Source organism: Streptacidiphilus jiangxiensis (assembly GCF_900109465.1).
GTDB classification, from domain to species: Bacteria; Actinomycetota; Actinomycetes; order Streptomycetales; family Streptomycetaceae; genus Streptacidiphilus; species Streptacidiphilus jiangxiensis.
In genome coordinates, this window is record NZ_FOAZ01000005.1 from 357077 (window position 1) to 379183 (window position 22107).

At 72.6% G+C, this 22107-nt stretch carries 21 protein-coding genes; 4 read left to right on the plus strand and 17 right to left on the minus strand.

Translation table 11 applies throughout. The annotated features are described in order from the left end of the window. The first annotated feature begins 80 nt into the window (after window positions 1-80). Together BMY61_RS12895 and BMY61_RS12900 are read left to right on the plus strand one after the other, a co-directional pair. Complete coding sequence (locus BMY61_RS12895; RefSeq protein WP_042456484.1) at window positions 81-1202, plus strand: adenosine deaminase; 1122 nt, start codon at window positions 81-83, stop codon at window positions 1200-1202. A 150-nt stretch (window positions 1203-1352) separates the two neighbouring features. Further along, window positions 1353-1820 (plus strand): hypothetical protein, encoded by a 468-nt coding sequence (locus tag BMY61_RS12900; protein ID WP_042456487.1) that lies wholly within the window; start codon window positions 1353-1355, stop codon window positions 1818-1820. A 45-nt stretch (window positions 1821-1865) separates the two neighbouring features. Here BMY61_RS12900 and BMY61_RS12905 read toward each other — a convergent pair whose 3' ends face one another. The 5 genes from BMY61_RS12905 to BMY61_RS12925 form a co-directional block, all read right to left on the minus strand. Beyond that, complete coding sequence (locus BMY61_RS12905) at window positions 1866-2057, minus strand: PspC domain-containing protein (protein WP_042456490.1); 192 nt, start codon at window positions 2055-2057, stop codon at window positions 1866-1868. A 57-nt stretch (window positions 2058-2114) separates the two neighbouring features. Then, entirely contained in the window at window positions 2115-2738 is a 624-nt protein-coding gene (locus BMY61_RS12910) for a VanZ family protein (protein WP_177240378.1), read from the minus strand. Between the two features lie 119 nt (window positions 2739-2857). After that, complete coding sequence (locus tag BMY61_RS12915) at window positions 2858-3589, minus strand: hypothetical protein (RefSeq protein ID WP_075003879.1); 732 nt, start codon at window positions 3587-3589, stop codon at window positions 2858-2860. A 10-nt stretch (window positions 3590-3599) separates the two neighbouring features. Beyond that, window positions 3600-5144, minus strand: coding sequence for an ATP-binding protein (locus tag BMY61_RS12920; RefSeq protein WP_082015628.1), 1545 nt, complete (start codon window positions 5142-5144; stop codon window positions 3600-3602). A gap of 38 nt (window positions 5145-5182) precedes the next feature. Continuing rightward, entirely contained in the window at window positions 5183-5860 is a 678-nt protein-coding gene (locus tag BMY61_RS12925) for a response regulator transcription factor (protein WP_143094308.1), read from the minus strand. A gap of 198 nt (window positions 5861-6058) precedes the next feature. On the opposite strand from BMY61_RS12925, the gene BMY61_RS12930 reads away from it, so the two are divergent. Next, window positions 6059-6721: a SigE family RNA polymerase sigma factor gene (locus tag BMY61_RS12930; protein WP_082015625.1), complete on the plus strand. Its 663-nt coding sequence runs from the start codon at window positions 6059-6061 to the stop codon at window positions 6719-6721. A 146-nt stretch (window positions 6722-6867) separates the two neighbouring features. On the opposite strand, the gene BMY61_RS12935 is transcribed toward BMY61_RS12930, so the two are convergent. The 4 genes from BMY61_RS12935 to deoC form a co-directional block, all read right to left on the minus strand. Then, the gene (locus BMY61_RS12935; protein WP_042459228.1) at window positions 6868-7554 is read right to left on the minus strand and encodes a uridine kinase family protein; all 687 of its coding nucleotides are present in this window, start codon (window positions 7552-7554) and stop codon (window positions 6868-6870) included. A gap of 66 nt (window positions 7555-7620) precedes the next feature. Next, entirely contained in the window at window positions 7621-8526 is a 906-nt protein-coding gene (locus BMY61_RS12940; protein ID WP_042459231.1) for an aldehyde dehydrogenase family protein, read from the minus strand. Beyond that, window positions 8519-9955 carry an aldehyde dehydrogenase family protein gene (locus BMY61_RS12945; protein ID WP_042459235.1) on the minus strand — a complete coding sequence of 479 codons (1437 nt, stop codon included), beginning with the start codon at window positions 9953-9955 and terminating at the stop codon, window positions 8519-8521. The genes BMY61_RS12940 and BMY61_RS12945 overlap by 8 nt, the downstream gene beginning before the upstream one ends. A gap of 5 nt (window positions 9956-9960) precedes the next feature. Further along, entirely contained in the window at window positions 9961-10947 is a 987-nt protein-coding gene (gene deoC / locus BMY61_RS12950; protein ID WP_082015626.1) for a deoxyribose-phosphate aldolase, read from the minus strand. A gap of 142 nt (window positions 10948-11089) precedes the next feature. Between deoC and BMY61_RS12955 the strand changes: the two genes are divergently transcribed. After that, complete coding sequence (locus BMY61_RS12955) at window positions 11090-11767, plus strand: PH domain-containing protein (protein ID WP_042459241.1); 678 nt, start codon at window positions 11090-11092, stop codon at window positions 11765-11767. Window positions 11768-11986: 219 nt separating this feature from the next. Here the strand turns inward: BMY61_RS12955 and BMY61_RS12960 are convergent, their stop codons facing one another. From BMY61_RS12960 to BMY61_RS12995, 8 genes are all read right to left on the minus strand, one after another. Then, a complete protein-coding gene (locus BMY61_RS12960; protein ID WP_042459244.1) occupies window positions 11987-12808 on the minus strand; it encodes a tyrosine-protein phosphatase in 822 nt (273 codons plus the stop codon). 17 nt (window positions 12809-12825) lie between these two features. Further along, complete coding sequence (locus tag BMY61_RS12965; protein ID WP_042459247.1) at window positions 12826-14538, minus strand: phospho-sugar mutase; 1713 nt, start codon at window positions 14536-14538, stop codon at window positions 12826-12828. A 230-nt stretch (window positions 14539-14768) separates the two neighbouring features. Continuing rightward, a complete protein-coding gene (locus BMY61_RS12970) occupies window positions 14769-15599 on the minus strand; it encodes a purine-nucleoside phosphorylase (RefSeq protein ID WP_042459250.1) in 831 nt (276 codons plus the stop codon). 170 nt (window positions 15600-15769) lie between these two features. Continuing rightward, the gene (locus BMY61_RS12975; protein ID WP_042459253.1) at window positions 15770-16546 is read right to left on the minus strand and encodes an LAETG motif-containing sortase-dependent surface protein; all 777 of its coding nucleotides are present in this window, start codon (window positions 16544-16546) and stop codon (window positions 15770-15772) included. 143 nt (window positions 16547-16689) lie between these two features. Continuing rightward, window positions 16690-17742, minus strand: a complete 1053-nt coding sequence (locus BMY61_RS48350) for an NlpC/P60 family protein (RefSeq protein WP_042459255.1) — start codon at window positions 17740-17742, stop codon at window positions 16690-16692. Between the two features lie 16 nt (window positions 17743-17758). After that, complete coding sequence (locus BMY61_RS12985; protein WP_042459258.1) at window positions 17759-18241, minus strand: poly-gamma-glutamate biosynthesis protein PgsC/CapC; 483 nt, start codon at window positions 18239-18241, stop codon at window positions 17759-17761. After that, window positions 18238-19764 (minus strand): poly-gamma-glutamate synthase PgsB, encoded by a 1527-nt coding sequence (gene pgsB, locus BMY61_RS12990; RefSeq protein ID WP_042459261.1) that lies wholly within the window; start codon window positions 19762-19764, stop codon window positions 18238-18240. The genes BMY61_RS12985 and pgsB overlap by 4 nt, the downstream gene beginning before the upstream one ends. Before the next feature lie 50 nt (window positions 19765-19814). Continuing rightward, window positions 19815-22025 carry a HAMP domain-containing protein gene (locus BMY61_RS12995; protein WP_042459264.1) on the minus strand — a complete coding sequence of 737 codons (2211 nt, stop codon included), beginning with the start codon at window positions 22023-22025 and terminating at the stop codon, window positions 19815-19817. Between the last annotated feature and the right edge of the window lie 82 nt (window positions 22026-22107).

Below are 22107 nucleotides of genomic sequence, written 5' to 3' on the forward strand. Positions count from 1 at the left end.
GGTGGTTGCTCGCGCAGTTCCTACGCGCGCCCCTGGGTTGTCGGTGGTGCATCTACGCGCGTAGGAGCTAGGATCGGGAAATGGTGACCCACAACCCCACAATCCCCGCCGCCACCGCGGAGCAGATCCGCCGTGCGCCCAAGGTGCTGCTGCACGATCATCTGGACGGCGGTCTGCGCGCCGAGACGATCATTGAGCTGGCCGACGCCGTGGGATACGACGCCCTGCCGGAGCGGGACCCCGCCAGGCTCGCCCAGTGGTTCCGCGACGCCGCCGACTCCGGCTCGCTGGAGCGCTACCTGGAGACCTTCGCGCACACCTGCGCGGTCATGCAGACGCGCGACGCGCTGATCCGCGTCGCCGCCGACTGCGCCGAGGACCTGGCACGGGACGGCGTCGTCTACGCCGAGGTGCGGTACGCGCCCGAGCAGCACCTTGAGGGCGGGCTGACCCTCGACGAGGTCGTCGAGGCCGTCAACGAGGGCTTCCGCCTGGGCGAGCAGCGGGCGCGGGACAACGGCGACCGGATCAAGATCGGCACCCTGCTCACCGCCATGCGGCACGCCGCCCGCTCGCGTGAGATCGCCGAGCTGGCCAACCGCTACCGCGACCACGGCGTGGTGGGCTTCGACATCGCCGGCGCCGAGGCCGGCTACCCGCCCACCCGGCACCTGGACGCCTTCGAGTACCTCGCGGGCGAGAACAACCACTTCACCATCCACGCCGGTGAGGCGTTCGGCCTGCCCTCCATCTGGGAGGCGATCCAGTGCTGCGGCGCCGACCGCCTCGGGCACGGCGTGCGCATCATCGACGACATCACCGTCAAGGACGACGGGCAGGTCGAGCTCGGCCGGCTCGCCGCCTACGTCCGGGACAAGCGCATCCCGCTGGAGATGTGCCCCACCTCCAACCTGCAGACCGGGGCCGCCGCCTCCTACGCGGAGCACCCGATCGGCCTGCTGCGCCGCCTGCACTTCCGGGTCACCGTCAACACCGACAACCGGCTGATGAGCGGCACCAGCATGAGTCAGGAGTTCCAGCACCTGGTGGACGCCTTCGGCTACACGCTGGACGACCTGCAGTGGTTCACCGTCAACGCGATGAAGAGCGCCTTCATCCCCTTCGACGAGCGACTTGCCATGATCAACGACGTGATCAAGCCCGGCTACGCCACCCTCAAGGCGGAGTGGCTCTTCGCCTGAGCAGGCGTCGGCTCCTCGTCAACACCCCGAATCCCGGTACTCCGATCGTGGGACCGGGATTTGGGGTGTGTCGGAACTCGTGGATACGTTGGGCCGCCAGTCGGGCACGCGCTGTGATCGCCGTGCTCGCAGGACACGAGGAGACTGCTCATGAAGAAGGCCACCCTGCAGGCGGCCGGGACGGCCGTGCTCGGTGTCGCGGCGGTCACCGCCGTCGCCGGACCGGCCGCGGCGGACCCGCTCGGAGGGCTTGGGCAGGTCAGCTCGCTGACCGGCTCGGCGTCGTCGCTGACCTCCACGGCCGGCGGCCTGCACGACGTGACCTCCACGGCTCAGGGCGTCATCAACAACGCCGCGCCGACCGTGCAGGGCGCGACGGGCTCCCTGCCGATCGCGACGCGCGCCGTGCAGCAGGCGGTGCCCCAGTCCGTCGTGCCCCAGTCGGTTCTGCCGCAGTCCGTCGCGCCGCGGTCCGTGGCACCGCAGCAGCGTGACGGCGGCCTCCCGGCCGTGGGCGGGACGCTGGGCAGCCTGCCTGCCCTGGGGAATCTCCCCACCGGGCACGCGCTCGACGCGCTGCACCAGAACCTGCCGCTGAAGCCCCCGTCGATCAGCTGATGCGTTGAGCAGCCGAGCAGCCGACCGACCGAGTCGGTCGGCTGCTCAGTACCCGGCCGGAAGCAGCAGCCACAGGGCGAGGTAGACGAGGACCTGCGGGCCGGGCAGCAGGCACGAGAGCAGGAACAGCACGCGGACGGTGAGTGGGCTCACCCCGAAGCGGTGGGCGATACCCGCGCAGACACCACCGATCATGCGGCCGCTGCGGGGGCGGGCGAGAGTGGCGGTCGCGGACATGGCTTACTCCTGTCGCTGTGGGCCGCCCCTCTCGGGACGGGCCGTCGGCTTGATGTCTCAAGCCTCCCGCGCAGGAAGCGCGGTGCCGTCAGCCCGGCCGATGATTCGGACCCTGCCCGGACCCGGGTTCCGCAGCGCCCTGTTCTCAGGGGCGCTCTCAGGGTCGGTCTCAGGGGCGCGTGCCGTGCCGGGCGCCGGGGCGACTGCCCGGCGACGCAGCCAGGCACGGGCGGCGGGGACCGCCGCCAGGTGGGACAGGGCGATCCCGATGCAGGCCAGCAGGATGTCGTCGACGTTGAGCAGTCGTAGCGACAACGTGGTCTGCAGGACTTCCAGCCCGGTCGCGGCCAGCCCCCCGGCCAGCAGCGTGCGGGTGAACGAGCCGAGCAGCGGCGCGTCCCGGCGCCCGCCCGCGAGCGGCAGCAGCACTCCCAGCGGGGCGAGCGGCAGCAGGCCGCCCAGCAGCTCCAGCCAGGCGCGCCCGGTCCCGGCGGCGAGCTCGGCGTGGACCGAGGCGAAGGGCGTGAGGTTGCTGTCGGCCAGCCAGCCCGAGGGCGTGCTGCGCAGGGTGACCCAGAGCAGCACCGTCAGATGGACGCCCAGCAGCAGCAGGCCGAGCCGTCGGGTGCCCGCGTGGACGGCGAACGGGTGGGGGTCGGCGCTGCTCTCTGCGTGCTGCACGCCAGGAGGGACGCGCATGGTGGTGCGGATGGTTGCGAGGAGATGTGTGCGCGCCGTCACGCTGCGCTCCCGCGCGGTCGGCACGTCCACCGAGCCCGTGCCGACCCCACCCGCGCCGGTCAGGGCGAGCCCGTGGCCGAGGCCCCGGCGCAGTTTTCCGGGTTGAAGCCGGATGAGCCGGACGCGGCGGAGGTGACCGGTGCCGGGGTGACCGAGGGTGCGGCCGCCGCCGGGCGGGTGGCGCGGGCACCGCGCGTCGAGGTCGCTGCCCGTGGTGATGCCGAGCCATGACCGGCCCGGACCGACCCCGAGACGCTCGCCGCCGCGGAATCGCCCGAGCCGCCCACGCCGCCGGCGTCCGGGCCCGCCGGGAACGCCGAGCTCAACACCGCCCACGAGGTCTCGGACGCGAAGTCCGTCGGACCGGCGGGCATCCCGTAGCCGGGCGCCGGGCTGGCGACCATGGCCGGCCCCTCACTGCTCCCGCCGCTCCCGGCGGACGTGGTCGGCGGCGTCTGCGGGCAGGCCGTGCGCGAGGCCGGCAGACCGGCGTCGACGGGCACCGCGGTGCTGCGGATGCCACAGCCGCTCAACGTGGCCGCCGCGACCGCCGCGACCGCGGCGGCGGCCACCGCCAGGGTCGCCGCGCGCCCGCGGCCGCGGCTCGACAGTGCGGGCCCGGCGGCGGGCGTGGCCCGGCGCAGTGCCTGCCGCCGATAGGCGTGCCGCCCGTACGCGGTGCCGCCCGGACGGCGGTCGGTGACCACTCCGGCCGAGGTGGGGACACCGGTGTCGCGCGAGTCGGTGATTTCGGGCGAGTCGGTGGGATCGGTGGGTTCGGTGGTGCTCATGCGGTGCCGCTCATTCGGTGCTGCCGTCCTTGGTCGGCGGGGTCTTCGGCAGGCGCAGCGTGAAGACGGCGCCGACGCCGTTCGCCGCGTTGGCCGCTGTGATGGTGCCGCCGTGGATGCGGACGTTCTCCATCGCGATGGAGAGGCCGAGGCCGCTGCCCTCCGAGCGGCGTCGCGAGGCGTCCGCCTTGAAGAACCGGTCGAAGACATGCGGGAGGACGTCCTCGGGGATGCCGGGGCCGCCGTCGGCGACCTCGACGACCAGCCACTCGCCCCCCGCGTCCGACTCCTCGCGGGCGCGGACACGGACGGGGGAGCCGCCGTGCTTGAGGGCGTTGCCGATCAGGTTGGCCAGCACCACGTCGATGCGACGCGGGTCCACCCGGACGAGCAGGCCGCGCGGCGCGTCCAGCTCTACCGCGTCCAGCCAGGCGCGCGCGTCGATGGTGGAGGTGATCAGGTCGGCGATGTCGATCTCGTCGATCACGACCTTGGCGGTGCCCGCGTCGAAGCGGGTGACCTCCATCAGGTTCTCCACCAGCTCGGTCAGCCGTCGGGTCTCACTGACGACGAGGCGGACGGCCGGCTCGATCATCGGGTCGAGGGAGTCCGCCTCGTCCTCCAGGATGTCCGTCACCGCCGTCATCGCCGTCAGCGGCGTGCGCAGCTCGTGCGACATGTCGGCGACGAAGCGGCGACTGGCGTGCTCGCGCGCGCTCAGCTCGTCGACCTGGGCCTCCAGGGCGGCCGCGGTGTGGTTGAACGTCCGCGACAGCTCCGCCAGCTCGTCCTGGCCGGTGACGTCCAGGCGGGTGTCGAGGTTGCCCTCGCCCAGGCGGCGCGCCGCCTCCGCGAGCCGGGCGACGGGCTTCAGCACCGTCGCCGCCGCGGCCTGCGCCAGCAGCGCCGCCCCGACCAGGGCGAGCAGTGTCGCGATGCCCAGCGACCAGGCCAGCGAGTCCAGGTCACGCTGTTCGTCGTCGAGGGACTTGAACATGTAGGCCGTCGGCCCGTCCGGCAGCACCTTGGTGCCGCCGATCAGGTACGGCACGCCGTTCAGGTTCACCCGCTGCCAGAACAGGTGGTACTGGCCCGGCGAGGTGGTGCAGTGCATGCACGGCTGCTCGACCTGCTGCTTCAGCACCGCCGGCACGACCGCCGCCGTGTACTGGGCGTGCAGCGACGAGACCGTGCAGGTCGGCGAGGTCATCGCGACGTCGTAGCGGAGCCCGGTGGAGGCCACCACGTTCGCGGCCACCTGCAGGTCCTGGCAGCTGGGCTGCAGCGGCATCGCCGTGACGGTTCGGTCGAGCTGGTTGCGGAAGTCGGCGAGGGCCGTGTCCTGGGTGCGCTTGAGCACCGCGTCACGGTTCAGCCAGTAGGCGATGCCGGAGGAGGAGACCGCGGCGGCCAGGGCGACCACCGAGCAGACGGCGATCATCCTTATCCGCAGCGAGGTCAGCCGCAGCCGCCCGGCCAGGCGGCGCGCCCGCGGGTGGGCGGCGGGCCGGTCGGTACGGTCCGGGCGGTCGTCCTGCGGCGCGGAGGCGGGCATGCCTTCGGCGGCGGACACAGTGGTCGTGGAACGGTCGGTCACGCCGGGGCGTCCAGGCGGTAGCCGACGCCGCGCACGGTCCGGATCAGGGTGGGCGCGGACGGCACGTCCTCGACCTTGGCGCGCAGGCGCTGGACGCAGGCGTCCACCAGGCGCGAGTCGCCGAGGTAGTCGTGCTCCCAGACCAGGCGCAGCAACTGCTGCCGCGAGAGCGCCTGACCGGGGCGGCGGCTCAGCTCCAGCAGCAGCCGCAGCTCGGTCGGGGTGAGCTGGAGCTCGGTGCCGCGCTTCGTCACGATCATCGCGTTGCGGTCGATCACCACGTCGCCGAAGGCCGCCGAGTCGGAGCTCTCCCGCTCGCCGCGGCGCAGGACCGCGCGGATGCGCGCGTCCAGGACGCGCGGCTGCACCGGCTTGACGACGTAGTCGTCGGCGCCGGACTCCAGGCCGACGACGACGTCGATGTCGTCGGAGCGCGCGGTGAGCAGGATGATCGGCAGCTGGTCGGTGCGGCGGATCCGCCGACAGACCTCGAAGCCGTCGATACCGGGCAGCATGACGTCGAGCACGATCAGGTCCGGGCGCTGCTCCTTGAAGAGCCGCAGGCCGTCCTCGCCGGAGGCGGCCACGGAGACCCGGTGACCCTGGCGGGTCAGCGCGAGCTCCAGACCGGTGCGGATCGCGTCGTCGTCCTCGATGAGCAACAGGTGAGACACGCGGTTCATTGTGGCGCACCGCCCGCGCGGGATCGACCCTCGTGTGCGCCGGTGTACATCGTGACGGGCTCTGTGACACGTCTGTGACAGTCGGCGGACAGGGCGATGAAAACCCCCGGGCAGGATTTTCCATGTCGGGCGGAACCAGCAGCCCGGCAGCCAGCACCGAGCACCGACCGGAACCCGAAGGAGTACGCGATGAACGCAGTCATCGAGGCTCACGCCGACAAGGCCGCCGCGACCCTGCCTCACCAGACGTACTCCGTCCGTCACCTTCACGCGGTGGGACGCCAGGAGGACGGCCACGGTTCCACGGCCACGGCCACGTGGGACGCCCACGCCGAGGACTTCACCGCCTACGTGAAGGAGCGGCGCGCGTCCCTCTACGCCACGGCCTACCACCTGACCGGCGACCGCTTCGCGGCCGAGGACCTGCTGCAGAGTGCGCTCTTCAGCACCTACCGGGCCTGGGACCGGATCTCGGACAAGGCGGCGGTCGGCGGTTACATGCGCCGCACCATGACCAACCTGCACATCTCGGCCTGGCGCCGGCGCAAGGTCAACGAGTACCCCACCGAGGAGATGCCGGAGACCGTCGGCGACACCGACGCGATGTACGGCACGGAGCTGCGCACGGTGCTGTGGCAGGCGCTGGCCAAGCTCCCGGAGAACCAGCGGACCATGCTGGTGCTGCGGTACTACGAGGGCAAGACGGACCCGGAGATCGCCGACGTGATGGGGATCAGCGTCGGCACGGTCAAGAGCGGCATCTGGCGCGCACTGCGTCGGCTCCGCGAGGACGAGACGCTGGCGGCGCAGGACGGGGACCTGGGGCACGCCTTCGGCGAGCTGGTCGCCTGAGAGGACTTTTCTGAGGGGGAGGCTGTGGGCACGGGGGTAGCCCACAGCGGCATGGGGCCTGGACTTCGGCGTTGGGGGATGCCGGGGTCCAGGCCTTCTGTTTTGAGCCCCCACTGACGTGAGCGGGGTGCCGCCGGTTCGGTGCTCTACACCGCGGCCGGTTGTTCGCGCCCCGCGGCGGAGCCGCTGATCGGTGCAGCCTCGCGCCCCTGATGGTGCAGCCCACTGATGCGCGAGAAGGCATCCCGGCCGTTGCACGGAGCGGCGCCCAGGTCGCGCTGGCGGGTGACCACCGCGCGCTCGGCGCGCATCAGGCGGTAGCCGCGGCGGAGCAGGTACGGGACGGACTTGCGGGCCTCGCGCACGTCGCGCAGGAAGCGGCGGTAGGCCGTGGTGAAGGCGTGGTTGCGCAGGCAGATCGCATCGGCGAGCAGACCCTCGGCCTCGCAGGCGCGGACGATCTCGGCCGCGAAGATGCCCTCGGCGATGAAAACCGGGGTGTCGACGGCCAGGGGGCGTGAACCGACCGCGCCGTTGGCCGGGATGGAGTAGATCGGGACCTCGGCCGCGCCGGTGTCGCACAGCGAACGGATCGCCGCGACGGCCTGGTCGAAGTGCCAGGACCGCGGGTGGTCCCAGTCGACGCTGCCGTCGGGCAGGCGCGGGAGCGTGGGGTCGTCGCCGTTCTTGTAGAAGTCGTCGAGCTGGAGGACCGGGAGACCGGCGCGCTCGGCGAGGGTGGACTTGCCGGAACCGGAGGGGCCGCAGAGAAGGATCACGCGGGCCGGCGAAGGGTTCACGGAAGAGGTAGCCACGGGACACCAGTGTGACATCAGAAAGTAAAGAACGGGCACGTGCTCACGGCGAGAGAGCACGTGCCCGCGTCTTTGAGAGGGGACTCACATCCCCATCGGGTGCCAGACCGTCTTGGTCTCCAGGAACGTCAGCAGGCGGTCCGTGCCCGGCGCGGTCGTCCAGTCGTAGGACGCCGACTCCGGGCGCAGCACGCGCTTGAGCGTGTCCGCGGCCGCGACCTCCAGGGACTTGGCCGAGGCCGGGCCCTCCTCCGCGACGACGCCCGCGAGGTCCAGCGCGTTGACGTCCGCGTGGGAGGCCAGGGTCGGGGCGATGTCCTCGGTGCGGCCCGAGATCAGGTTGACCACGCCGCCCGGCAGGTCCGAGGTGGCCAGCACCTCGCCCAGCGAGAGGCCCGGGAGCGGGGCGCCCGGGGCCAGGGCCACGACGGCGGTGTTGCCGGTCGCGATGACGGGAGCCAGCACCGAGACGAGGCCGAGCAGCGAGAAGCCGTTGCCGCTCTGCGGTGCGACCACGCCGACCACGCCGGTGGGCTCCGGGGTGGAGAGGTTGAAGTACGGGCCGGCGACCGGGTTGGCGTTGCCCGCGATCTGGGCGACCTTGTCCGTCCAGCCCGCGTACCAGACCAGGCGGTCGACGGCGGCGTCGACGAGCGGCGCCGCCTTCTTGGCCGTCAGGCCCTCGGAGACCGCGACCTCGGCGATGTACTGCTCGCGGCGGCCCTGGAGCATCTCGGCCGCACGGTAGAGGATCTGGCCGCGGTTGTACGCGGTCGCGCCGGACCAGCCGCCGAAGGCCTTGCGCGCGGCGGAGACCGCGTCGCGGGTGTCCTTGCGGGTGCCCTGGGGGGCGTTGGCGAGCCACTCGCCGGACTTGCGGTCGGTCACCTCGTACACCCGTCCGCTCTCGGAGCGCGGGAACTTGCCGCCGACGAAGAGCTTGTAGGTCTTGTAGACGTCAAGGCGGAGAGCACTGGTGGGCTCAGACATCGAGGTAGGCCTCCAGACCGTGGCGACCGCCCTCGCGGCCGTAGCCCGACTCCTTGTAGCCGCCGAAGGGCGAGGTCGGGTCGAACTTGTTGAAGGTGTTGGACCACACCACGCCGGCGCGGAGCTTGCTCGCCATCCACAGGATGCGCGAGCCCTTCTCGGTCCAGATGCCGGCCGACAGCCCGTAGGGGGTGTTGTTGGCCTTGGCGACGGCCTCCTCCGGGGTGCGGAAGGTCAGCACGGACAGCACCGGGCCGAAGATCTCCTCGCGGGCGATCCGGTGGGTGGCGGAGACGTTGCTGAAGACCGTCGGCGCGAACCAGTAGCCGGCGGACGGCAGCTCGCACGCGGGGGACCAGCGCTCGGCGCCCTCGGCCTCACCGGCGGCGGTCAGCTCCTGGATCCGCGCGAGCTGCGCGGCGGAGTTGATGGCGCCGATGTCGGTGTTCTTGTCCAGCGGATCGCCCACGCGCAGCGTCGACATGCGGCGCTTGAGAGCGTCCATGACCTCGTCGTGGACCGACTCCTGGACCAGCAGGCGGGAACCCGCGCAGCAGACGTGGCCCTGGTTGAAGAAGATGCCGTCGACGATGCCCTCGACGGCCTGGTCGACCGGCGCGTCGTCGAAGACGATGTTCGCGGCCTTGCCGCCCAGCTCCAGCGAGAGGCGCTTGGTCGTCCCGGCGAGAGTGCGGGCGATGGCGCGGCCGACCTCGGTCGATCCGGTGAAGGCGACCTTGTCGATCTCCGGGTGCGCGGTCAGCGCGGCGCCGGTGCGCCCGTCACCGGTGACGATGTTGACGACGCCCTTGGGCAGACCGGCCTGGCGGCAGATCTCCGCGAAGCGGAGAGCGGTGAGGGGAGTCGTCTCGGCGGGCTTGAGGACGACGGTGTTGCCGGTGGCCAGCGCCGGGGCGATCTTCCAGGCCAGCATCAGCAGCGGGAAGTTCCACGGGATGACCTGGGCGGCCACGCCCACCGGGCGCGGGTTGGACCCGTAGCCGGCGAACTCCAGCTTGTCGGCCCAGCCGGCGTAGTAGAAGAAGTGCGCGGCGACCAGCGGCAGGTCGACGTCGCGGGTCTCCTTGATCGGCTTACCGTTGTCGATCGACTCCAGCACCGCCAGCTCGCGCGAGCGCTCCTGGATGATCCGGGCGATGCGGAAGAGGTACTTGCCGCGCTCGGCGCCGGGCAGGGCGGACCAGGAGGTGAACGCCTTGCGGGCGGCCGCGACGGCGCGGTCCACGTCGGCCTCGGTGCCCTGGGCGAACTCGGCGAGGACCTCCTCGGTGGAGGGGTCGACGGTCTTCAGGGCCTCGGAGCCGGTGGACTCGACGAACTCGCCGTCGATGAAGTGCCCGTACGTCGAGGCGATGTCGCCGGCGGCGGCGCGCGACTCGGGTGCGGGGGCGTAGTCGAACAGTGCCATGGTGATCAGTCCACCGTCACGTAGTCGGGACCGGAGTAGCGGCCGGAGGCCAGCTTCTGCCGCTGCATCAGCAGGTCGTTGAGCAGGCTGGAGGCACCGAACCGGAACCAGTCCGGGGAGAGCCAGTCGTCACCGAGGATCTCGTTCACCATGACCAGGTACTTCATGGCGTCCTTGGTGGTACGGATACCCCCGGCGGGCTTCACTCCCACCTGCACGCCGGTGGCGTTCCGGAAGTCGCGGACGGCCTCCATCAGCACCAGGGTGTTGGCCGGCGTCGCGTTGACGGTGACCTTGCCGGTGGAGGTCTTGATGAAGTCGGCCCCGGCCAGCATCGCCAGCCAGGAGGCGCGGCGGATGTTGTCGTAGGTGACGAGCTCGCCGGTCTCGAAGATCACCTTGAGGTGGGCGGCGGTGCCGTCGGGGCGCTCGCATGCCTTCTTGATCTCGGCGATCAGCTCGAAGATCTCCAGGTACCGGCCGGAGAGGAAGGCTCCCCGGTCGATGACCATGTCGATCTCGTCGGCCCCGGCGGCGACGGCCTCGGCGGTGTCGGCCAGCTTGACCGGCAGCCCCGCCCGGCCGGAGGGGAAGGCGGTGGCCACGGCGGCGACGTTGATCGGCGCTCCGCCGAGGGCCTCCTTGGCGAAGGGGACCATGTCCGGGTAGACGCAGACGGCCGCGGTGTGCGGGACGTCCGGGTTTCCGGGGTCGGGGTTCTTGGCCTTCTGGCAGAGCGAGCGCACCTTGCCGGGGGTGTCCGCACCCTCCAGCGTGGTGAGATCGATCATGGAGATGGCCAGATCGATGGCATAGGCCTTGGCGGTGGTCTTGATCGACCGCGTGCCGAGGCCGGAGGCCCGCGCCTGCAGGCCGACGGCGTCGATGCCGGGCAGCCCGTGCAGAAAGCGTCGCAGGGACGCCTCGGAGGAGGCGACGTCTGCGAGCCCGCTCGCGGCGAGGTGCCCGCTGGCAGTGGAGGAGGAGGACATGCTCACCAATGCAGCATATCTACACGCGTAGCGTTTCGTCAGGGGGGCGTCCGTGTGACATCGTGCGATTGACGGGTCCGATGCCATACCGAGACCCGCGCCCCAGTGGTGATCGGCGTGAACTGGGGCAGAATCGGAAACCATGAGCGACACCCCGGCCCGTGCGAACACGGCTCCCACCTATCACGACAAGATCTACCGCTCGGTCAGCGCCGTCGTCAGCGGTGTCTTCCTGCTGGCCCTGCTGCTCTGGCTCTCCATCGACGCGATGGTCACCGGCTCGGGCAGCGCGCCCGTGCTGGCCGCGTCGGTCCTGGTCCTGGGTGTGCCGCTGATCGTCGCGTTCACGCTGTGGCCGCAGGTCCGTGCGGGCGAGAACCGGCTGCTGGTGCGCAACCCGTTCCGCACCGTCGAGACCCGCTGGGACGGCGTGGAGTCGCTGGTCTCGGCGCTCTCGGTGGAGCTGCGGGCCGGTGGGCACAAGTTCGTGATCTGGGCGCTGCCGGTGTCGCTGCGCCAGCGGAAGAAGGCCAACCGCCGTTCGATGATCGCCGCGGGCGACCGCGGCACGATCTCCAACACGCCGCGCCCGAGCATGTTCGGCAGCTTCGGCGGCGGCAGCACGCAGGACGACAGCGGGCCGACGCAGGCCATGGCCGACAAGGCCGTGGCGGAGCTGAACGAGCGGGTCGAGAAGTACCGCCAGCAGCTGCCGGCGGACGCGGGCACCCCCGAGGTCAAGGTCACCTGGACCTGGTGGCTCATCGCCCCGATCGTCGCCGGCGCGCTGGCGGGGATCATCACTCTCGCCGTGGGCTGAGTCGCACCACCTTCAGCCGCACCACCTCAGGGGCGCGCGGCTCTGCCTGAGCGGCTCCGCCGCGCGTGGGCGCGAGAAACCACTGTGTGCGGATGGACCTGTGCGTTGCGGACCATCGGCTCATCAGTGGCTGGTCGCGCCCACGCGGCGGAGCCGCAAATCGGCAGAGCCCCGCGCCCCTGAGGTCGTGCCACTGCCTGTGGGAGCGAACGCTCAGGGTCAGAGGAAAGCGGCCCGGAGGGTTTTCAGTTCCGACTTCGTGACGCCGTGGGCCAGCAGGTACTGCGTGGCGTCGCCGTGGGTCGCGCGGAGGGAAGCGAGGAAGGCGAGGATCAGGCCCTCGTGGACCGGGCGGGACCGCCGCTCCGTGCCGTGCTCGTCGACGTAGAAGACCGGCCCGCGGTCCAGGCCGAGGCCGGTGTTGGAGAGGTGGTAGTCCGCGACGATGTCGGCGTCCGAGACGCCGAACGCGGACAGCAGGGTGGCCACCGTGACGCCGGTGCGGTCCTTGCCGACCGCGCAGTGGACCAGCGCCGGCAACGCGTCGGGCTGGGCCAGCGCGCTGACTGTCGCGGCGATGGCCGGACCGGCCGTGGCGGACATGAAGGCGTAGAGGGCGTCGAGGGTCTCCTCGCCCGCCTCCGCGTCCCGCTCGTCGCGGGCCGCCGCACGTTCCTGGGACGGCTCCTCGGACCGCTCCTCGGACCGCTGCGCGGCCGCGTCCGCGGCGGCGTCCTCGGCGTGCTCGGCCGCGCTCTCGCGCACGGGGAAGGTCGGCAGGTGCAGGAAGCGGACCTGCTCGCCGAACGGGCGGTCCGGCCAGACCTCCAGCTCAGGCGCGGAACGCAGGTCGATGACCGTGCGCAGCCCGAGCTCGGCCAGCCGTGCGGCGCCCTCCGGGGTGAGCTCGTGGAGGGAGCCGCCGCGATACAGCAGGGCCTCGGCGACGCGGCCGCCGTGCTCGGTGGGGAAACCCCCGGCATCGCGCAGGTTGCGCATGCCGGGGATGAGGATCAGACGTTCGGCACCGGTTGTCGACACCCGGCCAGCATGTCAGATCAGATGCCCGCCGCGGTGGCCAGATCCGTCTTGAGAGATGTCAGCAGGGCCGTGGCCCGCTCCCGGGCCGCGCCCAGCTCGGCGACGCCGCCGACGGGGACGACGACCTCCAGGTAGCACTTGAGCTTCGGCTCCGTCCCGGAGGGGCGGACCACCACGCGCGCGCCGGAGACGCCCTCGCCGGACAGGTGGTACCGCAGGCCGTCCGTCGGCGGCAGCGCGGCGGAGCCCGCCTCCAGGTCCTCCGCGGAGTCCACGTGCAGGCCGGCCAGCCGCACGGGCGGGTGCTCGCGCAGGCGGGCCATCGCGTCGGCGATCACACGCAGGTCGGCGACGCGGACGGAGAGCTGGTCGGTGGCGTGCAGGCCGTGGGTGGCGGCCAGGTCGTCCAGCAGGTCCTGCAGGCTGCGGCCCTGGGACTTGAGTGTCGCGGCGAGCTCGGCCATCAGCAGGGCGGCGCTGACGCCGTCCTTGTCGCGGACCGCGTCGGGGTCGACGCAGTAGCCGAGCGCCTCCTCGTAGCCGTAGCGCAGGCCGTCGACGCGGGAGAGCCACTTGAAGCCGGTCAGCGTCTCCTCGTAGCCGAGGCCCGCGGACTCTGCGATCCGGCCGAGCAGCGAGGAGGAGACGATCGTCGTGGCGAAGGTGCCCTTGGCGTGCTTCGCGACCAGGTGCGCGGCCAGCAGCGCGCCGACCTCGTCGCCACGCAGCATGCGCCAGCCGGAGGCATCGCCCGGGTCGCCGGAGGGGATCGCGACGGCGAGGCGGTCGGCGTCCGGGTCGTTGGCGATGATGATGTCGGGTTGGCGCTCGGCGGCCGTGGCGAAGGCGAGGTCCATCGCGCCGGGCTCCTCCGGGTTGGGGAAGGAGACCGTCGGGAAGGCCGGGTCCGGGTCGCCCTGTGCGGCGACGACCGTCGGCGCGGGGAAGCCGGCCCGCTCGAACGCGGCGAGGAAGGTGCCGCGGCCGACGCCGTGCATGGGCGTGTAGACGACGTCGAGGTCGCGCGGCGCGTGCGCGTCGACGACGGAGGCGACGCGGGTCAGGTAGGGCTCCAGGACGTCGGCCTCGCTCAGCATCTCCCACCCCTCGACAGCAAGCGGCACCTCGTCGAGCGTGCCGACGGCGTCGATCTCGGCGGCGATGCCGGCGTCGTGCGGCGGGACGATCTGCGAGCCGCCGAAGTCGCCGCCCAGGTAGACCTTGTAGCCGTTGTCGCGCGGCGGGTTGTGGCTGGCGGTGACGGCGACGCCGGCGGCCGCGCCGAAGTGGCGGACGGCGAAGGCGAGCACGGGCGTCGGCAGCGGGCCGGGCAGGAGCGCGGCCTTGAGGCCCTGGGCGACCATCACGGCGGCGGTGTCGCGGGCGAACGCCTCGGAGTTGTGGCGGGCGTCGTAGCCGACGACGACGAGCCCGGCGGTGGCGCCGCGCTTGAGGTAGGCGGCGAGGCCGGCCGCGGCGCGGATCACCACGGCGCGGTTCATCCGCATGGGGCCTGCGCCCATCTCGCCGCGCAGGCCGGCCGTGCCGAACTGGAGCGTGCCGGAGAAGCGGTCGGCCAGCTCGGCCCAGGCCTTCTCGCTCACCGAGTTGGGGTCGCCCTCGGCGGCGGCGAGGAGCGCGGAGAGCTCCTCACGGGTCTCCGGGTCCGGGTCCTCGGCCAGCCAGGTGCGGGCCCGGGAGAGCAGATCGCCGTCGTGGTGGGCAGTCATCGCGTCACGTCCTCGTCCTCGGTGCGGGAGCGTTGGAGGGCCCGACAGGAGGGGGCGGCGTCGCGACGCCCGGACTCGGCCCGCTGCGGACAAGCCGCTCCGCGGCGGGCGCTCCTGCAGCCGGCCCCCTCCTGCCGGGCCCTCCTAGCTGTGAAAAAGCCGTACAAAAAGCATGGCATCCGGCGTGCGAACCGTCGGATGCCATGCGGTGGATCGAAGAAAATGCGGCGTCAGATCCGCTCGAGGACCTTGGCCAGCAGCGCGCCCATGCGGGTGGCGGAGCTGCGGCCGGCCTCCAGGACCTCTTCGTGGTTGAGCGGCTGGCCGGTGATGCCGGCCGCCAGGTTGGTGACCAGCGAGAGGCCGAGGACCTCGGCGCCCGCCTCGCGGGCGGCGATGGCCTCCAGCGTGGTGGACATGCCGACGAGGTCGCCGCCGATGGCACGGACCATGCCGATCTCCGCCGGGGTCTCGTAGTGCGGGCCGGGGAACTGCACGTAGACGCCCTCCTCCAGGGAGGGGTCCACCTCCTGGCACAGGGTGCGCAGGCGGGAGGAGTACAGGTCGGTCAGGTCCACGAAGTTGGCGCCGACGATCGGGGAGGCGCCGGTGAGGTTGATGTGGTCGCTGATCAGTACCGGCTGGCCGGGCTCCATGCCCTGGCGCAGACCGCCGCAGCCGTTGGTCAGCACGACCGTGCGGCAACCGGCCTCGACCGCGGTGCGCACGCCGTGGGCGACGGCGGCGACGCCGTGGCCCTCGTAGTAGTGGGTGCGGCCGAGGAAGACCAGGGCGCGCTTGTCGCCGACCCTGATCGAGCGGATCTTGCCCGCGTGCCCGGCGACGGCCGGCGGCGGGAAGCCCGGCAGCTCGGTGATGGCGAACTCGTAGTCGGGCGTGCCCAGTTCGTCGGCGGCGGGGACCCATCCCGAGCCCATCACGAGCGCGACGTCGTGCGGGTGCCCGTCCGTGAGCTCGCGCAGACGCGCGGCGGCGGCGCGGGCCGCCTCGTAGGGGCTGGCGGGGGTGGAGCCGGCGTCCGGCTGGGGGAAAGCGTTCACGGAACGAGGATAACCAGAAACTCCTACGCGCGTAGAGCACAAACGGATGACATTCCGGACGATCTGGTGTTGATCTTCGGATGAACGCACGAAGAAGCGTCGAGAGCCCGTCGCGGCAGGGGTGCCGAGCGGGCTCCCGACGCCGCCGGTGCGCGGATGGGAGGGTGCGCTCAGAGGCGGCTGCCACGGCGCCGGGTGAACGCGAGGGCCCCACCGCCGAGGACGACCAGCGCGACACCGCTGCCGATCAGCAGGCCGGTGTCGGAGCCGCCACCCGTGTCGGCGAGGCCGGTCCCGGTCGCGCTGGGCGCCGGGGTCGGCGTGGCCGAGGCCCCGGCCTCGGGCGCGGCCACCACCGTGAAGCGGTTGTAGGCGGCGGCGTTCGTCCCGTAGCAGCCGCTGCCGCTCGGCGGCACGCTGGTGTGCGCGGTGCTGCCCGTGGGCTGTGCGCTGAAAGCGACGCCGGTGAGCTGGTAGGTCCCCGCCGGTGCGCCCTTGGGCACGGAAAGGCGCAGCGGGACGGTGTCGACGTTCCCGGCCTTGAGCGTCTCGGAGCCGGTGGCCCAGGACAGCGGCAGGAACGGGTACGGGTCACCCTTCTGGTAGCGGTAGGGCACGACGGACCAGGTGCCGTCGTGCTCGGCCTCCACCACGACGACCTTGTTCGGGTAGGGCTTGACCGGGTCGTCCTTGATCTGGCCGCTCGTCAGGCCCTCGAAGTATTTGGGCAGGGCCTTCCCCGACACGTTCTTGAAGACGACCGTTCCGTTCACAGCCGGGCCGCCGGCCGTGAGGGTGCGGCCTGTGAACCCGGTCAACGAGACGTTCAGTGCGCAGGGCCCGGAGCCGGGCGGCGGTGCGGGTGTGGCGGCGACGGCCGGAGCCGCGCCGAGCACCCCGAACGCGGCCGCCGCGGTCAGTGCTGCGGCAATTCGATGCTTGTGCACGGGCTTGTCCCCCTCCTGTGGGCAGGCTGTGATCGCAGGAGGCTAGCGATCCGCGTGCGCACGGATGGACGGAAACCGGGAACCCGTGGGAAGGAACGGGTAAGAGCGATTTCGTTGGGGGCGGAGGCGGGGATTCTCGTCGGTCACAGCCTCCGGGCCGCGCGGAAGCCGGTGGCGTAGAAGCCGGGGCCGTCGAGGCGGGCGGCGCCCGCCTTGTCGCCCATGGTGGGCCCGTTGGCCTGGCTGCGGCTGGAGAGGAAGCGGGGGTGGCCCTCGGTGTCCGGGCCGAGGTACATGCCGCAGTGGTCGATGAAGTTCGGCTCGCCGATGTTGATCGAGAAGAAGACCAGGTCGCCCGGCTGCAACGGGCCGAGGTCCGACGGCCGGGCGTGGGTGTTCGGAATGACCAGCACGCCGGGCGCGTAGGCCGCGATCGCGTAGGCGCGGCGCGGCAGGCCGACGCCGCGGGTGTTGGAGACGTGCATGGGGTAGCCGTTGCGGTAGCCCCAGACCAGACGCAGGTAGCCGGAGCAGTCGACCATGCCGTAGCGGGCCTTCTCCGGATCGCGGTGGCCGTCGGGGAAGTTCCACGGGATGCCCAGGTAGTCGTAGAAGTCCGACCGTTCGTCCCGGCTGTGGAAGGAGTCCGCCGACTGGCCGGGGATGCGCGGGCCGAACGCGGCGTCACCGGCGATCCGCAGGCCGTGCGCGTCGCGGATGTCCGGGGCGCCGTCCCCGTACTGGAAGGCGATGCCGAGGACGTCGGGGCTGCGGTCGGCCAGAGCGGTCGGGAACCAGCCGCGGAACCAGCCGGTCCGCTCCCGGCCGACGTGCCATGCGGTGGGCATCAGCCGCACCCAGGCGGTGCTTTCGACCACGGCGGTCGTGGTCCGCGGCTCGGTCCAGGTGCGGCTCGGGCCGGTCAGCAGTGCGGTGCGGGCGCCGTCGGTGAGGACTGCGAGCTGGTTCCCGTCGGCGTCGCTGACGACGGTGCGGTCCGGGCCGGTCTGCCGGGTGAAGCCCAGGCTGCCGGTGGCGACCGGAGCGGGGGAGGCCGAGGCCGCGTCGACGGGGCCGGGGGAGGCGGCGGCGGCCGACCGGTCGTGCAGCTCGACGCCGAGGGTGGCGGCGACGCCCGCGAGCGCGACGCCCGCGGCGCCGCCCAGCAGTCGGCGGCGGGACAGGGGCGGGGCCATGGTCACTCCTTCGGGCTCAGGCGGTGGGCAGCGCGCCGAGCAGCAGCCCGGCGGCCAGGACGACGTACGTGCCGAGGGTGACCGCGCCGGTGGCGATGGCGGTGGCGGCCTTCGGCTGGCGGACCAGCTGGTAGGCGATCAGGCCCGGAACGATGAAGCCGAGCGTCTGGCTGGTCCAGAGCAGCGGGAACTCCTGCTGCAGGGCGATGACGACGGTCATCTGGATCAGCACGGCGCTGAGTACGACCGCGGCGAACAGCCGCTTGCCGTAGAGGATCACCGCTCGCTGCAGCGCCTTGGTGGCCAGGTAGGTCAGCACCGTCACCGCCAGCACGAGCAGCGCCCGCTGGACGTCGGTGACGAGGGTGAGCGCCAGCCAGCCCGGGGTGATCATGCCGCCGGGGGAGAGGTTGGTGGTCAGGTAGCAGACGAGGGAGAAGACCAGCCCGAGGGCGATGCCGAGCGCGGCGATCTGCGGGGTGAGCGCGGCGGGGATCACAGGGGGTACCTCGTCCGGTCGTTGGCGTTGTCGTTGGCGTTGTCGTTCTTGTGGTCGTGGCGGTGGCCGTCGTCGGGGTGGGTGTCCGGGGCGGCGGCGGGCTGCCGGGGCAACCGCAGGGTGAGGGTGGTCGAGCCGTCGGCGGCGGCCGGAGCGTCGAAGCCGTCGAAGCGTTCCGGCCCGTCCAGTGCGTTCACCTCGCGCGGGTCCCGCGCCTGACCGGGCCGGGCCGCAGCCCCGCGGGGGGTCGCGCTGCGGGTCTGCGCGAGGTACACCCCCTCGTCGTAGCCCCATTCGTCGTCCCACTCGACGGGCTCCGGTCCGGCGGCGGCGGACGTCTCCTCGTCCGGCTCCAGCTCGGCCAGGTGCTCCAGGAGCAGTTCGCCCTGGCCGTGGATGTTGCCGATGGCGACCAGCGACGCCTCGGGTGGCAGCTCGGCCAGCAGGCTCTCGGTGAGCAGCCCGGCGTCGCGCCTGTCGCCGCCGAGGTCGACGACCCGGCCGCGGAAGGAGGCCGGGACGGCGTCCGCCGCGCTCCTGGTCGGGTGGCCGATCAGGAAGACCAGGTCGGGGGCGAGGTCGGGGATGATCGCGCCCATCTGGGCGTTGCGCTCCACCCGGTCCGGCCGGCAGTTGATCACGACGGACAGCGGTCGCCGGATCGCGCCGAGGTCCAGCAGCTGCCGGACGTTCATCAGCGTCGACTCCGGGTCGTTGGCCGCGAAGACGTTGGCGAAGCGCAGCCGCCCGCCCTGCGGGGTGCGATAGCGCTCGACGGACAGCACACCCGGGTCCGGCGGCGCCTCCCACATGCCGCGCAGCGCGGTCTCCCGTTCCACGCCCAGCAGTTCGGCCACGGCCAGGGCGATCGCGACGTTCTCCTTGAAGGTGAACCAGGAGAAGCCGCGCAGCTCGGCGTCGCTGACGGTCTCCGGATCGACCGCGACCAGCCGGCAGTTCCGCTTGTCGGCCTCCTCCTGGAGGATCGCCAGGCGGTCCTTCTCGGCGGTCACGCAGACGCCGCCGACGGGCATCGAGCGCGAGAGCGAGCGGGCCACGTCGTCCAGGGTCGGACCCATCTCGGCGAGGTGGTCCTCGCGGACGTTGCACAGCACCCCGATGGTGGAGCGGATCAGCTTCTCCTGGTTGATCTCCTGCAGCGCCGGCATGACGGCCATGCACTCGATGACCAGGGCGTCGGGCCGGTAGGTGGCGGCGCGGCGGACGATGCCGATCTGCTCCACGACGTTCGCCAGGCCGAACTTGCGGTAGACCGGCTCCTCGGTGGCGTCGGGGTGGATGAAGCGGGCCGCGGTGCCGGTGGTCTTGGCGACGGTGGTGAGCCCGCCGCCGCGCAGCGCGCCCGCGCACAGGCGGGTGATGGAGCTCTTGCCGCGGATGCCGTTGACCAGCACCCGCACGGGTATCTGGTCGAGCGAGGAGTTGTGGCGTCGCTGCTCGACCACGCCGGCGACCAGCAGGACGAGGCAGCAGAGCAGGAGCACGAAGTACAGGAACAGCACGTGCGGTCTTCTTCCTTCGCTGAGCCCTTCCGGGGAAGGGCCGTCAGACGTCAGGTCCTGGCGGTGGAGCGGTCGCCCGGCCGGCCGGTGCGTCGTGCCGGGGCAGTCCCGAGCTGCTGGCGGATCAGTTCGAGGCTGCGCGTGACCGAGCCCACCTCGTCGTGGTGGACGGGGTAGCGGACGGTGCGGCGGTCGCCGCCGGCCAGCCGTTCGGCCGTCTCCGCGAGGTCGCGCAGCGGACGGACGACGAGCACGTGCAGCCAGCCCAGGCAGCCGGCCACGGCGGTCAGCCCGAGCAGGCCGGCCAGCAGCGTCAGCCGCTGGGTGCGGTAGGCGCCGAGGTCGAGCCAGGAGGCGTTCTGTGAGCTGACGATCTGCCAGCTCTCGGAGGTGTCGGTGCCGGTGACGGCCCCGAGCGGGGCGGCGGCGGCCAGCAGCTGGTCGCTCCCCTGCGGCAGCAGCCGCGACTGCGGGCCGGTCGCGGCGTCCTGGGCGAGCCCGGTCAGGGCCGGCGAGGGCAGGCTCTCGTAGGCGCGGAAGCCGTTGCGGGAGGCGATGACCTTCTGCCGGGCGTCGACCAGCCAGACGCTGCCCATGCCGGGCTGGTCGAGGGCGGTGTCCAGGGCGGAGATGTCGAACTCGGCGACCACCGCGACCGGCGTGAAGTCGCCGAGGTCGATCGGCTGCTGACCGGGGACGGCCGGCCGTGCGGCCGGGACGGGGGCCCACGCGGCCAGCACCGGGATCCGGCCGGCGGTGTTGACCTGCACCAGCCCGCCGCTGCCGGTCAGCCGGTGCAGCGCCTGGCGGGGCGTGCCGCCCGCGGTGGTGAGCACCTGGCCGTCGCGGGCGAGGACGTAGACGGAGCCGTAGCGGCCGTGCTGGTCGAGCCAGGCGGACAGCACGCCCTGGGCCCGTTCCGGGGTGCTGGCGCCGTCGAGGGCCGAGGCCATGGTGGTGACGTCCTGGACGCCCTCGGCCAGGGTCTCCCGCACCCGGGCCGCCGCGGCGGAGGTGCGGGTCTGCTGGTCAGCGACGAGCTGGTGCGGGACGGCCGAGGCGCTGACCGGACGGGTGGAGATCAGCAGCAGCGGCGCGGACCAGGCCGCCAGCACCACGCCGCAGCTGACCACCAGCGCGCCGGCGCCGAACCGGCGGCGGAGCGGACGGAACAGCTCGGCGGGTTCGCCCAGCAGTTGGCGGCGCAGGCCGTCCAGGGCGTGGCCGATCCGGGCGGCCTCGCCGGAGCGGGGCAGCGGCGCGGGGCGGGAGAGGTCGCCGCGGGCGATCCGGACGCCGCCGAGGTGCAGTTGCAGCAGCGGGCGTTGCAGCCGGGTCACCAGCAGCAGCGTCACCACGAGGGTGGCGAGCAGCAGTCCGGCGGCGGAGGAGAGGGCCAGCAGCGAGTTGCCGCTGACGTCCGGGGCCTGCGGGGTGTTCACGACGACCACGACGACCAGGCCGAGCGGGTGCACGGCGGTGTCGGTGGCCGGGACCAGGTCGGCCCAGCCCGCCACGGTCCGCCGACCGTCGCGCAGGTCGCCCAGGAGGAAGCCGGAGTTGCGGGTCTGGCCGACGCCGCCGCCGAGCCCGGTCGAGGCCCGGGCGGAGGAGGCGGGGATGCGCTGGTCCTGGGTGCCGACGAGGGCCGGCCCGAGGGCGGCGACGGTGCGGCCGCGGCCGTCGACGATGAGCACGCCGCGGCTGGTGTCCCCGCCGGGGGCGGTCAGCCGCAGCGTGTCGGTGGTGACCAGCAGCCGGTTGTCGACGGTGGCCCAGAAGGACAGCCGGGCCTGGCCGTCCGGCAGGGTGATCAGGGTGGGGCGGGGACTGTTCCGGGTGCCGTCCGCGTTGGTGGCGGCGGAGGTCCGCTGCGCGGCCTGCACGGCCGCCGCAGGGACCGGCTCGCCGCCGACGGCCAGTACGCGTCCGTCGGTGCGGTCGGCCACGACGACGCCGCTCCACGGGTGGCCCTGGGCGAGGGCGGCCGGCAGCGCGGCGTCGGCCGGCTGCGCGGAGCCCGGGGTGCTCAGCGCGGTGAGTTCGGCGGCCTGGTGGCGCAGCGTGTCGAGGTCGCGGTCCACGGTCGCGCGCAGCGCGCTCGCGGCGTCCTCGGCCAGGTGTTGTTGCGAGGTCAGGACGGCGGGGGCGACGTCGATGGTGACGTTGCGACCGAGGGCGAGGGCGGTGATCGCCGCGACCGCGAGCAGGGTGCACAGCAGCGCCGCGACGGGTGGCCGGACGCCCCCGAGCAGGGGCATGTCAGCCCGCAGTCGCGTTCGGTGACGTCGCGGGTGATGCGTGGTCAGAGAAGGTCCTCTCGTGGAGATTCCGAGAGCCCAT

Excerpts from the sequence above, each read along its gene's own strand:
- BMY61_RS12895 (WP_042456484.1), top strand. The coding sequence starts at position 81 with ATGGTGACCCACAACCCCACAATCCCCGCCGCCACCGCGGAGCAGATC.
- BMY61_RS12900 (WP_042456487.1), top strand. The coding sequence starts at position 1,353 with ATGAAGAAGGCCACCCTGCAGGCGGCCGGGACGGCCGTGCTCGGTGTC.
- BMY61_RS12905 (WP_042456490.1), bottom strand. The coding sequence starts at position 2,057 with ATGTCCGCGACCGCCACTCTCGCCCGCCCCCGCAGCGGCCGCATGATC.
- BMY61_RS12915 (WP_075003879.1), bottom strand. The coding sequence starts at position 3,589 with ATGAGCACCACCGAACCCACCGATCCCACCGACTCGCCCGAAATCACC.
- BMY61_RS12920 (WP_082015628.1), bottom strand. The coding sequence starts at position 5,144 with ATGCCCGCCTCCGCGCCGCAGGACGACCGCCCGGACCGTACCGACCGG.
- BMY61_RS12930 (WP_082015625.1), top strand. The coding sequence starts at position 6,059 with ATGAACGCAGTCATCGAGGCTCACGCCGACAAGGCCGCCGCGACCCTG.
- BMY61_RS12935 (WP_042459228.1), bottom strand. The coding sequence starts at position 7,554 with ATGTCACACTGGTGTCCCGTGGCTACCTCTTCCGTGAACCCTTCGCCG.
- BMY61_RS12940 (WP_042459231.1), bottom strand. The coding sequence starts at position 8,526 with ATGTCTGAGCCCACCAGTGCTCTCCGCCTTGACGTCTACAAGACCTAC.
- BMY61_RS12945 (WP_042459235.1), bottom strand. The coding sequence starts at position 9,955 with ATGGCACTGTTCGACTACGCCCCCGCACCCGAGTCGCGCGCCGCCGCC.
- deoC (WP_082015626.1), bottom strand. The coding sequence starts at position 10,947 with ATGTCCTCCTCCTCCACTGCCAGCGGGCACCTCGCCGCGAGCGGGCTC.
- BMY61_RS12955 (WP_042459241.1), top strand. The coding sequence starts at position 11,090 with ATGAGCGACACCCCGGCCCGTGCGAACACGGCTCCCACCTATCACGAC.
- BMY61_RS12965 (WP_042459247.1), bottom strand. The coding sequence starts at position 14,538 with ATGACTGCCCACCACGACGGCGATCTGCTCTCCCGGGCCCGCACCTGG.
- BMY61_RS48350 (WP_042459255.1), bottom strand. The coding sequence starts at position 17,742 with ATGGCCCCGCCCCTGTCCCGCCGCCGACTGCTGGGCGGCGCCGCGGGC.
- BMY61_RS12995 (WP_042459264.1), bottom strand. The coding sequence starts at position 22,025 with ATGCCCCTGCTCGGGGGCGTCCGGCCACCCGTCGCGGCGCTGCTGTGC.